At 37.9% G+C, this 15,488-nt stretch carries 12 protein-coding genes and 1 other annotated feature (1 of these 13 running past the window's edge); all 12 genes read left to right on the forward strand.

The genetic code is table 11. From position 1 onward, the window contains the following. Positions 1-38, forward strand: a binding site (T-box leader) (it extends 176 nt beyond the left edge of the window). A 167-nt stretch (positions 39-205) separates the two neighbouring features. The 12 genes from alaS to NST02_RS09190 all read left to right on the forward strand — a co-directional run bounded on the left by alaS (position 206) and on the right by NST02_RS09190 (position 15,351). After that, a complete protein-coding gene (gene alaS / locus NST02_RS09135; RefSeq protein ID WP_095306990.1) occupies positions 206-2,839 on the forward strand; it encodes an alanine--tRNA ligase in 2,634 nt (877 codons plus the stop codon). A gap of 321 nt (positions 2,840-3,160) precedes the next feature. Further along, the gene (locus NST02_RS09140) at positions 3,161-3,430 is read left to right on the forward strand and encodes an IreB family regulatory phosphoprotein (RefSeq protein WP_095306982.1); all 270 of its coding nucleotides are present in this window, start codon (positions 3,161-3,163) and stop codon (positions 3,428-3,430) included. Positions 3,431-3,433: 3 nt separating this feature from the next. After that, positions 3,434-3,856 carry a Holliday junction resolvase RuvX gene (ruvX, locus tag NST02_RS09145; RefSeq protein ID WP_340948778.1) on the forward strand — a complete coding sequence of 141 codons (423 nt, stop codon included), beginning with the start codon at positions 3,434-3,436 and terminating at the stop codon, positions 3,854-3,856. A 9-nt stretch (positions 3,857-3,865) separates the two neighbouring features. Then, positions 3,866-4,153: a DUF1292 domain-containing protein gene (locus NST02_RS09150; RefSeq protein ID WP_340948779.1), complete on the forward strand. Its 288-nt coding sequence runs from the start codon at positions 3,866-3,868 to the stop codon at positions 4,151-4,153. 2,310 nt (positions 4,154-6,463) lie between these two features. Then, the gene (gene mltG, locus NST02_RS09155) at positions 6,464-7,594 is read left to right on the forward strand and encodes an endolytic transglycosylase MltG (RefSeq protein WP_212933146.1); all 1,131 of its coding nucleotides are present in this window, start codon (positions 6,464-6,466) and stop codon (positions 7,592-7,594) included. A gap of 357 nt (positions 7,595-7,951) precedes the next feature. Then, positions 7,952-8,587: an O-methyltransferase gene (locus NST02_RS09160; protein ID WP_095306929.1), complete on the forward strand. Its 636-nt coding sequence runs from the start codon at positions 7,952-7,954 to the stop codon at positions 8,585-8,587. Positions 8,588-8,592: 5 nt separating this feature from the next. Next, complete coding sequence (locus NST02_RS09165) at positions 8,593-9,522, forward strand: peptidase U32 family protein (protein WP_212933147.1); 930 nt, start codon at positions 8,593-8,595, stop codon at positions 9,520-9,522. Positions 9,523-9,721: 199 nt separating this feature from the next. Further along, positions 9,722-10,993 (forward strand): peptidase U32 family protein, encoded by a 1,272-nt coding sequence (locus NST02_RS09170; RefSeq protein ID WP_095306921.1) that lies wholly within the window; start codon positions 9,722-9,724, stop codon positions 10,991-10,993. 4 nt (positions 10,994-10,997) lie between these two features. After that, the gene (gene udk / locus NST02_RS09175) at positions 10,998-11,630 is read left to right on the forward strand and encodes a uridine kinase (RefSeq protein WP_095306915.1); all 633 of its coding nucleotides are present in this window, start codon (positions 10,998-11,000) and stop codon (positions 11,628-11,630) included. A gap of 402 nt (positions 11,631-12,032) precedes the next feature. Then, on the forward strand, positions 12,033-12,509 hold the full coding sequence (gene greA / locus NST02_RS09180) for a transcription elongation factor GreA (RefSeq protein ID WP_095306909.1): 477 nt from the start codon (positions 12,033-12,035) through the stop codon (positions 12,507-12,509). Between the two features lie 246 nt (positions 12,510-12,755). Then, complete coding sequence (locus NST02_RS09185) at positions 12,756-14,528, forward strand: peptidoglycan D,D-transpeptidase FtsI family protein (protein WP_095306907.1); 1,773 nt, start codon at positions 12,756-12,758, stop codon at positions 14,526-14,528. Positions 14,529-14,709: 181 nt separating this feature from the next. Next, on the forward strand, positions 14,710-15,351 hold the full coding sequence (locus NST02_RS09190; RefSeq protein WP_095306906.1) for a YrrS family protein: 642 nt from the start codon (positions 14,710-14,712) through the stop codon (positions 15,349-15,351). Positions 15,352-15,488 lie beyond the last annotated feature (137 nt).

The following is a 15,488-nucleotide window of genomic DNA, read 5'->3' on the forward strand; positions in this document are numbered from 1 at the left end:
ATCAGGGTGGTACCGCGGGCATAGTCCCCGTCCCTGTTTAGGAATGAGGGCTTTTTTTATTCTAAGCTTTGTTAAACAATACAGTTGATCAAACGATTTTTGGCTCATTTCATGTGAAACTTTGGTTTCACATGAAATGAGTCAAAAATCAACACCGACATATAACAGAGCGATTTGTAAAAATATAAAATAGGAGGAATTATAAATGAAAAACCTTACTGGTGCTGAAATCCGCCGCATGTTCTTAGATTTTTTTAAGGAAAAAGGTCATACAGTTGAACCGAGTGCACCTCTTGTACCTCATGATGATCCATCACTACTTTGGATTAACTCGGGGGTTGCGACATTAAAGAAATATTTCGATGGCCGTGTGATTCCGGATAATCCGCGTATTACGAATGCACAGAAATCAATTCGTACGAACGATATTGAAAATGTTGGGAAAACAGCTCGACACCATACTTTCTTTGAAATGCTCGGAAATTTCTCCATTGGTGAATATTTCAAAGAGGAAGCAATCGAATGGGCGTGGGAATTTCTAACGGACGAGAAATGGATTGGTTTTGAGCCGGAGCGCTTGTCGGTTACAATTCATCCAGAGGATGACGAGGCCTATGAATTATGGCATAAAAAGATTGGGGTGCCTGAAGAACGAATTATTCGTTTAGAGGGGAACTTTTGGGATATTGGGGAAGGACCAAGTGGTCCAAATACAGAGATTTTTTACGATCGTGGTGAAAAATACGGAAATGATCCAAAGGACCCTGAATTATATCCTGGTGGCGAGAATGATCGTTATTTAGAGGTTTGGAATCTTGTGTTCTCTGAGTTTAACCATAATCCAGATGGAACCTATACACCGCTGCCAAAGAAAAACATTGATACAGGAATGGGACTAGAGCGGATGGCCTCCGTCGTTCAGGATGTGCCAACTAATTTTGATACTGATTTATTCATCCCGATTATTCGGGCAACGGAAGAGATCTCGGGTGCAAAATATCGTCAGCAGGAAGAAACAGATGTTGCCTTTAAAGTTATTGCTGATCATATCCGTACAGTGGCGTTTGCAGTTGGAGACGGAGCACTTCCATCCAATGAAGGCCGGGGGTATGTCTTACGTCGTCTTCTTCGCCGTGCTGTTCGTTATGCGAAGCAAATTAATATTAACCGTCCATTTATGTATGAATTAGTACCGGTTGTTGGCGAAATCATGGCAGACTTCTATCCTGAGGTTAAGGACAAAACAGAATTTATCCAAAAGGTGATTAAAAACGAAGAGGAACGCTTCCATGAAACGCTCCATGAAGGTTTAAATATATTAGCTTCTATCATTAAAAAGGAAAAAGAGAATAGAAGTGAAACCATTTCAGGAAAAGATGTTTTCCGCTTATATGATACGTATGGCTTTCCAGTTGAACTAACGGAAGAGTATGCAGAAGAAGAAGGCATGAAAGTGGACCATGACGGTTTTGAGCTTGAAATGGAAGCACAAAGGGAACGTGCACGTGCTGCTAGACAAGATGTTGATTCGATGCAGATTCAAGGCGGCGTGTTAGGTGATATTAAAGTAGACAGCAAGTTTATTGGCTACGATAAACTACAAACGAATGCATCCGTTTTGGCAATTGTCAAAGATGGACAGCTCGTACAAGCAGCACAAGCAGGGGAAGAGGTACAGATTATTCTTGATGAAACCCCATTTTATGCGGAAAGCGGCGGACAAATTGCTGATGAAGGGTCACTTGAAGGGAACGGGCTTAAGGTTTTAATCAAGGATGTTCAAAAAGCGCCGAATGGTCAAAACCTCCATCGGGCAGTCGTTGTAGAAGGAACATTAACGGAAAAGACGGAAGTCATCGCAACGGTTAATGAATTAAATCGCAATAAAATTATTAAAAATCATACAGCTACCCATTTACTCCATCAAGCGTTAAAGGATGTATTAGGGCCGCATGTTAATCAAGCTGGTTCCCTTGTAGAAGCGGATCGTCTCCGTTTCGATTTCTCCCATTTTGGGCAAGTAAAAGCGGAAGAGCTTGAGCAAATTGAAGCGATCGTGAATGAGAAAATTTGGCGAGGCCTTGCTGTAAATATAGACTATAAAGGTATTGAAGAAGCAAAAGCAATGGGAGCAATGGCTCTATTCGGGGAGAAATACGGTGATATCGTCCGCGTTGTTCAGGTTGGTGATTACAGCTTAGAATTATGTGGTGGATGCCATGTTCCGAATTCTTCCGTGATCGGCTTGTTTAAAATTGTTTCCGAAAGTGGAATTGGCGCTGGGACGAGACGAATTGAAGCAGTGACAGGGGAAGGCGCATATCAACAAATGAATGAGCAGATCACCGTATTAAAATCTGCCGCTGCTAAATTGAAAGCAAATCCAAAAGAGGTAGCTAATCGTATTGATGGATTGCTGCAGGAAATGAAACAATTACAAAGAGAAAATGAATCTCTTGCTGCGAAATTGGGTAATATTGAAGCTGGGAGTCTTGTTGAGCAGGTGAAAGAAGTAAATGGTGTCAAAGTTCTATCTGCAAAGGTACAAGGTGTCGACATGAATCATCTTCGCAACATGGCAGATGACCTAAAGCAAAAGCTTGGTTCAGCGATCTTAGTTTTAGGGAGCGTAAATGATGATAAAGTGAATATCATTGCTGCTGTTACGAAAGATTTAATCGATCAAGGCTATCATGCAGGAAAGATTGTCAAGGAAGTGGCAACACGCTGTGGCGGTGGCGGTGGTGGCCGACCGGATATGGCGCAGGCTGGCGGTAAGGATCCGAATAAGCTTGATCAGGCACTTGCATCTGTCGAGGAATTTGTGAAATCTTTTTGATCTTGTCGTAAAGTAGTGTAAAATGTAGGTAACAGAGGTCCATATCACAATGTACGAGGGTGAATGAAAACGAACATCGTCTTGAAATTAAAGATTCTAGTGTTAAATTGTTCGTTTTTTAACTTGAAATGTGTCATTATGTGGTTGATGCAGTATAATAGAGAAGCTCTATTTTATGCATGGTGGCTATATTGGACGAACGAGCCTGGACAAGCAGATTGTGCACCATTTATAAGCTAATGATTTTCGGAAAAAAATCACTCTTATGTGCAAACCAACTTTACCAATGATTCGTGAAAGAAGAAAAGCGAGGTGCATACCATGAGCTCATTTGATAAAACAATGAGATTTAGTTTTCCGGAGGAGCCCTTTGAACACGACGTAAAAGAAGTCCTTTTTGAAGTGTATGAAGCTCTTCAAGAAAAGGGATATAATCCCATAAATCAAATTGTTGGTTACCTACTGTCAGGAGATCCGGCCTATATACCGCGTCATCGAGATGCAAGAAATATCATTCGCAAGCTTGAAAGAGACGAGATTATTGAAGAACTCGTGAAATCTTATTTGAAACGTCAACGTGAGGGATCGTAATATATGCGAATGATGGGACTTGACGTCGGCTCTAAAACAGTCGGCGTCGCACTTAGTGATGAATTAGGATGGACTGCCCAGGGCTTGGAAACCATTCGTATAAATGAAGAAGAAAACGTGTTTGGTTTTGAGCAAATTGGAAAAATTATTAAAGACTATGATGTAACAAAAATCATTGTAGGCATGCCGAAAAATATGAACGGCACGATCGGTCCAAGGGGTGAAGCTAGTCAATTCTACGGAACCGAGTTGGAGAAGCTTTTTAGCATCCCCGTCGTATACTGGGATGAACGGTTAACAACGATGGCAGCTGAAAGAGTGCTTCTTGAGGCAGATATGAGTCGTAAAAAGCGTAAAAAAGTGATCGACAAAATGGCGGCTGTCATGATTTTACAAGGTTATTTAGACAGTCAAAAAAATGGATGAGGTGAAAAAATGAACCACGGTGATAATAATATTACAGTAATTGATGAAGAAGGAAACGAGCAGCTATGCGAAATCTTATTTACCTTTGATTCAGATGAATTTGGAAAGTCCTACGTTCTGTATTATCCAATTGGAGAAGATGATTCAGACGATGAGGAAATTGAAATCCACGCTTCCGCATTTGTCCCATCTGAAGACACAAATGACGGTGATCTTCAGCCGATTGAAACAGAAGAAGAGTGGGATTTAATTGAAGAAATGTTAAACACCTTCCTTGAAGAGCAGGATGAAGAATAATCATTAACAAAAAAATGACCTATGTCAGTTAAGGCATTGAGAGTATATTTATCTCAGTGCCTTTTTTGTTTTTGAAGAGAATGGCTTGATAAAGCTCAGACAGCAATAGTTGGATAAGAAACATTGTTTCCTTATCTAACTATGTTGGTAAAACTAAAAATCAAATAAATTACTAACAGAATGGAGACAATAACAAAAAAACAAAATTCTGTAGTTCGACCTTTTGTTTTAGAAATTTCTACAGATCTTTTAATACATACAACAATAACTAATAATTGACAAAATATCATACCGACTTCAGTGCTGAGATTAAACAATAATATGATTATTACTAGTGCAATAACAAAGAGTAAGCCGGATAAAGAATTATTTGATATTTTTTTATTCAAAAATCCTCCATTTTGTAAAAAAGTTAATAAAAGAAATTTTAAAAAAAGCAGAGAAAGAATCTATATAAATAGATCCTTTCTCTATCTATCAGAATAGTAAGGTCTCGTCATATAAAACCAACTACCGATTTTACCATAAAGATTTGAGAAAGATTTACCAAGTATAGAAAATTGAAGTAAAGAATCTTGGTACCTATAAGCATAATTAGGACTAGTTGCTCCACTTCCACTAATAATTACTTTACCTGAAGTTCTATACTGTCTTATAGACCAAGAGCCGCTAAAAGCTTTTAAAGCAAAAGTTGTGCCTAGTCCAACAATATTTAACCAAGCTCCAATTTTACTTGTAATTTCACTTTTGGCTATACTGAAACCTTGTCAAGTAAGCTACTACTGTAACTAAGTAATTTAAGGTTTCTCCCGCATCAGAAAAACTATATTTAGAGGAACCTTGATAAATAGGTGTCCAATTATTAGCCATTATATAGTAAAACTGTTATTATTTATGTTAGTAATTTCCTCCTCATAAAATTCTTCTACCGTCAATGACATAGAAAGAATCATCCTGTGTATAGGTGAATATATGTTGTTCTCCAGAACTACTATCAGAAGATACTACAATACTGTCCTTTCCTTTTTTGGATATAACTAGATCTATCGATTCATCTTGGTGTTTAACATTTTGACATTAAAATTGATACAAAAGATGTTCATTCATTAGTCCAAAAAATAATAAATAAAAATAATATTAATAACTTTTTTGAATGGTATAGTGTTTTAAAAGCAGCAAGTCTACTAGGAATCTTAGATAGTGATGATATAAATCGCTTGCTAAACAGATTTTTAAGTCCTGAAGGAGGTGTAATAGGGGATTTAACTAATAATACTTCTGATTCATTATTTTCAACTTTTCTTATGTTAACATTAATTAAAGAAGTGAATTAGTAAGTTATTCAAGGAGGAGTTTAAGTGGACTTAGTCAGCGCTATAGTTAACATTATATATTTTTTATTAGTTCTGTATTTAATCTCCTGGTTCGCTAGGAAAATAAATAAAATTGAAGAACGATTAATCAGATTAGAAAAAAACTTAAATTTATTTCCAACCAAGACAAAAATGGAAAAAAGTAACGGAGTCTTTTTTTCTCCAAAAGAATAAGCTCAGACAATTGAAATGTTTTTGCCTTGAACAGTTATAATTATTTAGAAATTCCGTAAACTCCAATTAAACAACGTATATAAACAAGAAGCATCTCCTAGTGCGGTAAATGTATAAATTTGTGGAGGTGCTTTTTTTACATGCCAAAGCAGAAACTAATAATCCATTTCGATCATAAATTTTCATATGATCCACTTCATCAACAGCTCCTTCTAGTAAACCGTGGACAATCAAAACGGCAAGCGTAGAAATCTTCTTCAACAACGGTTTGGTTCAGCACATCATTCAAACGTATAGGAGGGGGCTGAAACATCCTTAAAACTCCACTATACAAGTGTTTAAAATATTTATATCATTTGTGGAAAAACAGACATGCGTAAAGGAATTGACGGATTAGCGACACGATTTGTATTTGGTCATTTTCAAATTCATTGATAATATTGGCGTTTACAATTGCTTGTTTCCGCATTATCTGTTTAAAAAAACTCTCGCTTTCTTTTGTGAGAGGGAAATTATATGAATATGAATAATGATGCCAATCATTTCAAAACTCTACAATATGCTCCGCTGTAATGCTAATGGAGCTGTATTCTTCGCGGTAGTTGCTGCAAAAGTGCTCGATTTTCTTGATCTTCCATGATGCAAATATGCTGTTTTTATGTCTTTTATTGCGAATTTAATAAAAAAAATATAGTATAATAATGCGAGATGATTGGCTAGTAGAGGAAATGATATCCATTTTCTTTTATTTGGGGGGAAACCGATGGCATCAGAGGAAAAAAAGTCAAAGAAAGAATATATGCGTGAAAAAATGATAGAGCGGCAGCAAGAAGCGAAAGTCGTACGAAAAATCGTATTTATCATATCGAGCGTATTATGTTTACTTATTGTAGGAACATTAACAGGCGGTTATTTTTACATAAAAAATGCATTGCAGCCTGTTGATCCGGATAATAAAACAGAGAAAAAAGTCGAAATTCCTATTGGATCTTCTGTTACAGGAATTTCGCAAATATTAGAGGAAAATGGCATTATAAAAGATGCGAAAGTATTTAAATATTATGTGAAATTTAAGAATGAATCAGAATTTATGGCAGGAGAATATTCAATGACACCGGCCATGACATTTCCTGAAATCATTGAAAGCTTAAAGACAGGAAAAATAGAGGAAGAGGTTGTCTTTAAAATTACCATTCCTGAAGGAAAACAATTGAGTGAGATTGCAACAATTATTGGTGAGAAGACAGATCACGATGTGGATGAGGTGTTTGCTCAATTAAATGATGAGGCATTTATAAATAAGATGATGCAATTATATCCTAACCTCTTAACGAATGAGATTTTTAATGAAAATATCAAATATCCTTTAGAAGGATATTTATTCCCAGCTACCTACCCTTATTATAAGGAAGAGCCTTCAATAGAGGAAATTGTCACGGTGATGTTGGCGAAGTCTGAAGAAGTAATTGAACAATATACTGGTCCAATGGCAGAAATGGAATATACACCGCACCAATTATTAACAATGGCATCATTGATTGAGGAAGAGGCAACTGAGCAAGTGGAAAGAGATCAAATTGCGAGTGTTTTTTACAATCGTATGGATATTGACATGCCTTTACAAACAGATCCGACGGTTTTATATGCGCTTGGAGAGCATAAAGACAGGGTTTTGTATGAGGATCTGGAAGTAAATGATCCTTATAACACATATAAGAATAAAGGCTTAACTCCCGGACCAATTGCTAACGCTGGAGTTTCTTCAATTGAGGCTGCATTATATCCAGCGGAAACAGACTTCCTGTACTTCTTAGCGACAGGAGCTGGAGATGTACTGTTCTCCAAGACATTGGATGAACATAATCGCAAAAAAGCGGAACATATCACGAATTAAAAGGTATACAATGCTGTTCATATTTTAGAAAAATAGGTTCTTTTGCGAGCGACAAAAAACATATATTGCTTATCTTCATAAAGGCTGGAATGTGCATGTACATTCCAGTCTTTTTTTGAAATATTAATCATTTTTCTAGACTATTATCGAATATTGTGATATTAAAACATATATGCTAAAATAGAAAAAGTGTTTTATAGGACAGCCGATAGCGTGTATCACAGAAAAGCTCGATTCTCTTTGATGGCTTAGCCAGTATCCTGCGAATCTACTCTGTGGACGCTATTTTTTCATGTCTATAGATATGTACTTTCCGTTTTATTGCATGGAAGCGGGAGAACCGAGGTGAAACGAGCGATGCATGGAGAAATAGAGCAATACATTGAACAAATGATCCCAAAAAGAACAGAGCTTTTTCAACAAATGGAAAAATTAGCTCAGCAACAGCAAGTGCCCATTATGGAGCCGACTGGAATTGAAGCGCTTCTACAAATATTGCGAATTCAAAAGCCAACCTCTATTTTGGAAGTTGGAGCAGCTATTGGTTATTCCGCTTTAAGGATGGCGGATGCTCTTCCCAATGCAACAATCGTTACTATTGAACGAGACGAAGAGCGTTATTCGCAAGCGGAGAGTTTTTTTGAGCAGGCGGGTAAACAAGATCAAATTTACTTAATTAAAGGAGATGCGCTGGAGGTCGAAGCTGAGGTTAAGCGCTTTGCGCCGTTTGATGCGATCTTTATTGATGCGGCAAAAGGGCAGTATAAACGATTCTTTGAAATGTATTCTTCCTATTTATCGAAGGATGGAATCATGATTACAGATAATGTCTTATTTAAAGGGCTTGTGTGTGATCCTCATATTGAAAATCGACGTATTCGAAGCTTAGTGAGAAAAATTCACGAGTTTAATGAATGGCTGATGGGACATTCTCAATATGATACGGTTATTTTACCTGTTGGAGATGGCGTTGCGATAAGTAAAAAGAGGTGAAAAAGTTGAAAAAACCTGAATTATTAGTGACACCAAAGAGTGTTGACGATATATTGTCATTGTCTGATGCAGGTGCAGATGCATTTGTCATTGGAGAAGAGCGTTACGGCTTAAGACTTGCCGGTGAATTCTCAAAAGATGACATTATGAAAGTGACGGAATCCGCCCATGCAAAAGGGAAAAAGGTATATGTTGCTGTTAATGCGATCTTTCATAATGAAAAGATCGATGAACTTTATGATTATCTGAGATTTCTCAATGATGCTAAAGTAGATGCAGTGATTTTTGGCGATCCCGCTGTTTTAATGATTGCCAGAGAAGTTGCTCCTGAGCTCAAGCTGCATTGGAGCACGGAAACAACAGGAACGAACTGGTACCATTGTAATTATTGGGGGAAAAAAGGGGCTAAGCGTGCAGTATTAGCGAAAGAAATTAATTTAGAATCGGTTATTGAAATCAAAGAGCATGCAGAGGTTGAAATTGAAGTTCAGATTCATGGCATGACTGCAATGTTTCAATCAAAGCGTTCCTTGCTGGGAAATTATTTTGAGTACCAAGGAAAAGCACTTGAAATTGAAAACCGCAAAGAAAATAAAAATATGTTTTTGCACGATAAAGAGCGTGAAAGCAAATATCCAATTTTTGAGGATTCCAATGGGACGCATATTATGAGTCCAAATGATATTTGTATGATTGATGAATTGCAAGAGCTAATAGAAGCAGAAATTGATTCTTTTAAAATTGACGGGATTTTAAAAAGCTCTGAATATATTGAGGCAGTAACAGCCCTTTATCGAAAAGCAATTGACCTTTGTGCAAACGATCCCGATCAATATGAAGACGAAAAAGATGAATTATTAGCTGAGATAGAAAAAATCCAACCACCAAACCGCAAACTCGATACCGGCTTCTTCTTTAAAGAAACAGTTTATTAAAAGAAAAGCGGAGAGCGCTTGCCCATCGGCGACAAGCATAAGACAGGCTGGCAGGGAGGTTGTTTTTAACCTCCTTGACAGAATGGCTTATGACCTCGAGCCGATAGCGCTCGGAGCTGGACAAAAAGAAAAGCGGAAGCGGATTGAATTCTACAAGAGATAAGAAAAGTTAGTTTTAAAATAAAAGGGAGGTTCACGAATGACCACGACAATGCGAGATCGTATTTCAGAAATTGTGGACGGAAAGCGTGTTATTGTGAAAAAGCCGGAATTGCTCGCACCTGCGGGGAATCTTGAAAAATTAAAAATTGCTGTTCACTATGGTGCGGATGCAGTTTTTATTGGTGGTCAAGAGTATGGATTGCGCTCAAATGCAGGGAATTTCACATTTGAAGAAATGAAGGAAGGCGTGGAGTTTGCCAAAAAATATGGGGCAAAAATCTACGTAACCACCAATATATTTGCTCATAATGAAAACATTGATGGTTTAGAAGAGTATATTCTCGGTTTAAAAGAAGCTGGGGTTGCTGGAATCATCGTTGCAGATCCGCTTATAATTGAGACCTGTCGCAGATTAGCACCTGAAATAGAAGTGCATTTAAGTACACAGCAATCGCTTTCAAACTGGAAAGCAGTCCAGTTTTGGAAGGAAGAAGGCTTGGAGCGAGTAGTACTTGCCCGTGAAACAAGTGCAGAAGAAATTGAATTAATGAAAGAGAAAGTCGATATCGAAATTGAGACGTTTATTCACGGGGCAATGTGCATCGCGTATTCAGGCCGTTGTACATTAAGTAATCATATGACAGCACGCGATTCTAATCGAGGCGGCTGCTGTCAATCTTGTCGTTGGGACTATGATTTATATGATTTGCAAGGAGATAAAGAGGTTTCCTTATTTTCTGAAGGAGATGCACCGTTTGCAATGAGTCCCAAGGATTTAAAGTTGATTGAATCAATTCCGCGGATGATTGAAATAGGTATTGATAGCTTGAAAATTGAAGGAAGAATGAAATCGATTCACTACGTTGCAACTGTTGTCAGTGTATATCGAAAAGTGATTGATGCTTATTGTGCTGATCCAGACAATTTTAAGATCAAGCGTGAATGGATCGAAGAACTTGATAAATGTGCTAATCGTGATACAGCGCCAGCATTTTTTGAAGGAATTCCAGGGTATAAAGAGCAAATGTTTGGAAACCATAGCAAGAAGACGAAATTTGACTTTGTTGGACTCGTGCTTGATTATGATCCGGAAACGAAAATGGTCACATTGCAGCAGCGTAACCATTTCAAACCGGGTCAAGAAGTGGAGTTCTTCGGACCGGAAATAAATAATTTTACGCACGTCATTGAGAAGATTTGGGACGAGGATGGAAATGAGTTAGATGCGGCCCGTCATCCACTACAAATTGTGAAATTTAAAGTGAACCAACCCGTTTACCCGAACAACATGATGCGAAAGGAGCTTTAAGAGGATGCGCAAGCCTGTTGTCATTGGTGTAACCGGAGGGTCCGGTTCAGGAAAAACAAGTGTTACTCGCTCGATTTATAATCGTTTTAAAGGACATTCCATTTTAATGATTGAGCAAGATTCTTATTACAAGGATCAGTCTCATCTTCCTTTTGAGGAGCGCTTAAAAACGAATTATGATCATCCGCTTGCGTTTGATAATGATTTGCTATTTGAACACATTCAATCTCTGCAAAATTATCAATCGATTGAAAAACCTGTATACGATTATGCACTCCATACCCGATCTGAAGAAGTGGTAGTGGTTGAGCCCAGGGATGTTATTATCTTAGAAGGAATACTTGTATTAGAGGATGAACGATTAAGAAGTATTATGGATATTAAGCTTTATGTTGATACCGATGCTGATATTCGCATTATTCGTCGTTTATCCCGTGATATTAAAGAGCGTGGTCGGACATTAGATTCTGTCATTGACCAATATGTAAATGTTGTTCGGCCAATGCATAATCAGTTTATTGAGCCGACGAAGCGCTATGCTGATATTATTGTTCCTGAAGGTGGACATAATCATGTGGCGATTGACTTGATGGTCACAAAGATTCAAACAATTCTTGAACAAAAATCAATTTTATGACACAATAGGCAGTAAATAAGAAAAACGGTTTCAAAAAATAGCACGTAGAGATTAGCTCGTTTTGTCTCTTGCAGGCTAACTTGGAAAAGATTATTTTTTCTTATTCTAAACAAGGAGAATGGTTTCTTACACCTTAACTGCGCGCCCTGAAAAAATAAGGGCGCGCTCCTATGCATTTTACGAATAGGGTGTACGCTTGTTACATATAGTATTTTTTAACTGAGAAGGGAGATATTCACTCATTAAAGAATACGAATAGAATCAAGGGCATTACACCCATCAATTAGTATGGGAGTGGTTTTTGTCCCTTTTTGATAAGTGGAACAATACCATTGCTCGAGATAAAAATATAAACATCCACAATCTATATGGGGGTTGTGAAACTAGAAGGAGTGAAGGATTTTGGCTACAGAGAAAGTATTCCCGATGACATTAGCGGGAAAGGAAAAATTACAACAGGAATTAGAACATCTTAAATCAGTAAAGAGAAAAGAAGTGGTTGAAAGAATAAAAATTGCCCGTAGCTTCGGTGATTTATCTGAGAACTCTGAGTATGACTCCGCAAAAGAAGAGCAAGCATTTGTTGAGGGTAGAATTACAACAATAGAAAATATGATCCGCAATGCAAAAATTATTGAAGAAGACGAGTTAAGTGGCGATGTTGTGACACTAGGTAATTCAGTTACATTTGTAGAATTGCCGGATGGGGAAGAGGAAACATATACAATTGTTGGAAGTGCAGAAGCAGATCCATTTGAAGGGAAAATCTCTAATGATTCTCCGATTGCCAAAAGCTTATTAGGCAAAAAAGTAGATGATGAAGTTACAGTGCAAACCCCAGGTGGAGAAATGAACGTACGTATTACAAAAATTAAATAACAGGTTTTGTTAAAAAATTCAGTTGAGAAAACAGGCTTTTGCTCATTGCGTGTGAAATCTTCGTTTCACACGCTTCTCAGTTGATTTCACGAACAGAGATAAAATGAGCCAAAAGCCAACACTGACATATAACAAAGTGCAAATAATCAATATTTATGGGGATATTGTCCCTAATTTACGCAAATTACCTCTTTCGGTGGTTTGAAACGAAAACACCTCGTCAAAACTCTTGATGAGGTGTTTTTTATGTGGAGAAAAAGAATAATCGTTATGATTGTGATTATATTCTGCTCACTAACCGTGTTAATGGGCAGACTTGTTCAGTTGCAGCTCGCAGCAACTGAACATTTTTCCAAGCGTCAAGTGAATTTGATTGAGGCGAGCGTGAAGCAACGTTCACAAGAAATGATTATTGATAATGGAAGAGGAAGCTTTCTTGACCGGAATGGGGAATATTTAGTCCATAAAAAGATGCCCGTTCTCATTCTCTTTCCGTTTTTAAAGAATATGACATGGGATGTAGAAAAGGTAGCGGAAATTATGGAAGTTTCACCAATTGCACTTAAACAGGCAGTAGAAGAAGCGAAGGAACCGATTGCATTTGGTAACCCTGAAATTGTTACGTTAACTGATAAGCAGATGAGCGAAGTTAACCGTCTTGAAATACCAGGTGTTTTTGCTGTGGAAAAAAAATATTCTTTAACAGATTATTCGGCTGAACAATTAATTGGAATAACAGGGCAAAATCCCGATACAATTAAAAAGAGATATCCAGATAAGGAGCTTCCATTAAATACGCTCATTGGCTTGACAGGTTTGGAAAAAAGCTTTGACGAATTTCTTCTACCAGACGGCGAGTCGAAACTTGTCTATCATGTTGACGGTATTGGCGGACCGTTATTCGGGATTAATGTGAAATATGTTGAACCTGCGAATCCGTTTTATCCTGTCAATGTGAAGACGACATTGGACAAGAAAATGCAGGAGCTTGCCGAGAAGCTTGTCGACCAACACCAGATCAAAAAAGGAGGGCTCGTACTTCTTGATATTGAAACCAATTCGATTCTCGCTCTTGTATCGAGACCGACTATTAACAAAAAGGCTCCATTTGAAGAAGGTATTCATAATATGATGGTCAGTCAGCATATTCCAGGCTCTGTTTTTAAAACAGTTGTTGCGGCGGCAGCTATTGAGCATGAACTTGATGATCCTACAAGGGAATTTGATTGCAATAAAACGATCATGGGAAAAGAGGATCCGAATTATCAGCATGGCATGCTTAATTTTACAGAAAGCTTTGCTTTAAGCTGCAATAACACGTTTGGAACATTAGCGAAGGAATTGAAGGAGATGGACGAGGGACTAATAGAAGATTATGCTAAAAAGCTTTCTCTCCTTGGCCCTGTTAGCTGGGAAGGGGATATTTATCATTTTGAGCATTTTCGACAAATTGCAGATGAGGATAAAGGCCGAATTTTTTTAGATGAGTCTGCGAAAAAGGATGATAATTTTGTTGCGATGACTGGAATTGGACAACATGAAGTAAGAGTCACACCGCTTGCAGTAGCTAATATGATGGCCACAATCGCTAGAGGAGGAAAGGGAGAAATGGTAAGGGTCGCTACAGAGATTGAATACCGGAATGGAACTTCCCTGCTTCCATTTGAGAAAAAAACACTAGAGAATGAAGCTATTTCGCCGTATACGGCAATGAAGCTACAAAAGCTCCTACGTGAAGTCGTAGTGAATGAGGAGGGAACGGGAAGAGGGTTGCAAGGTCTTCCTTATGATGTTGCTGGCAAATCAGGTACTGCGGAAACGGGAATTATGGATGGAGATAGGCAATTGTTAAACAAGTGGTTTGCCGGCTATTTTCCATTCGAACAACCGAAATACGCACTGGTTGCTGTTAATTTAGGTGTAGATGATTCAGAAGGCTCTGTTACTCCACTTTTCGCAGAGATGGTAAAGGGTTTATACGAACTAGATCATCATCTGAATGAGAAGTCTGTTGAGTAGCAATAAAAGGATGCATTTTGGGGCTATTTTCTCAATGAATAAAGGATTGGTGCTGATTTGAACGATAGTATCATTTTATCTAGGTGGTATATCCCTTCAAGTTTTTACGGAGACATGATAGAATGTTGTCATCCTTAAAAGTGAAAGTAGATTGATTGTGGCTTGGGGAGGGCAATAACGAATGAATAATGAATATGATGGCTCGCGTTATCAGCGACGTACAAAAGAAAGAAAAAAGAATGTCATACTGAATAGTTTAATAGGTATAGTGTTAATATTAATCATCCTTGTTTCTTACTACATTTTTTCTGGGAATGGGGATGAGGAAAATACGCAACAACAGGAAATTGAAACAGAAGAGCGGGGAGAGACTGAGGAATCACCAGAAGAAGCCGAAAAGGAATCAACTGTCGATGAGACTGAACCGATTGTAGATGCTGAAGAAGAGACGATGACAGAAGAGGTGGAACAATCCCCTTCTAATGATGAAGAAGAGATCGTCACAGAGGGTGGAAGCGATTCAAATGTAATTCGTACGATTGTAAATCCGGGATGGGAACCGGTTGGAACTGTACAAACGGGTGTACATGTTAATCAATATGATGGAATTGACTGGGATGAGATGGTGAAAGCCATTCATTATGCGACAGGGTTAGCAGAAAATAATATGACCATCCATTTTTTAGGGAATAATGGGCCAAATAAATCTGTCGGAACGGTTTATTCAAAAAACAAAGCAGAAATCTACCGCGTTTACATAGAATGGGTTGATGGCAGAGGCTGGAAACCGACGAAGGTAGAAGAATTGGCAGAAATTAGATAAATAAATATGAACGAAAGTAACAATGGAGCAGTTGGAGATTGAATTTCTCAATCCTCAGCTGCTCCATTTTTTGTTTCTTTTATTCGCCTGGCAAACTATTAAGTCAAGTAAGAATAGCATCAAAAAGAAATCCAAAG

Source organism: Robertmurraya sp. FSL W8-0741, from assembly GCF_038004005.1.
Lineage (GTDB): Bacteria > Bacillota > Bacilli > Bacillales > Cytobacillaceae > Robertmurraya > Robertmurraya siralis.

Bases quoted from the DNA above. Each gene is read 5' to 3' on its own strand.
- ruvX (WP_340948778.1), top strand. From the start codon at position 3,434: ATGCGAATGATGGGACTTGACGTCGGCTCTAAAACAGTCGGCGTCGCA.
- NST02_RS09190 (WP_095306906.1), top strand. From the start codon at position 14,710: ATGAATAATGAATATGATGGCTCGCGTTATCAGCGACGTACAAAAGAA.
- alaS (WP_095306990.1), top strand. From the start codon at position 206: ATGAAAAACCTTACTGGTGCTGAAATCCGCCGCATGTTCTTAGATTTT.
- NST02_RS09170 (WP_095306921.1), top strand. From the start codon at position 9,722: ATGACCACGACAATGCGAGATCGTATTTCAGAAATTGTGGACGGAAAG.
- udk (WP_095306915.1), top strand. From the start codon at position 10,998: ATGCGCAAGCCTGTTGTCATTGGTGTAACCGGAGGGTCCGGTTCAGGA.
- mltG (WP_212933146.1), top strand. From the start codon at position 6,464: ATGGCATCAGAGGAAAAAAAGTCAAAGAAAGAATATATGCGTGAAAAA.
- NST02_RS09140 (WP_095306982.1), top strand. From the start codon at position 3,161: ATGAGCTCATTTGATAAAACAATGAGATTTAGTTTTCCGGAGGAGCCC.
- NST02_RS09150 (WP_340948779.1), top strand. From the start codon at position 3,866: ATGAACCACGGTGATAATAATATTACAGTAATTGATGAAGAAGGAAAC.
- NST02_RS09185 (WP_095306907.1), top strand. From the start codon at position 12,756: ATGTGGAGAAAAAGAATAATCGTTATGATTGTGATTATATTCTGCTCA.
- NST02_RS09160 (WP_095306929.1), top strand. From the start codon at position 7,952: ATGCATGGAGAAATAGAGCAATACATTGAACAAATGATCCCAAAAAGA.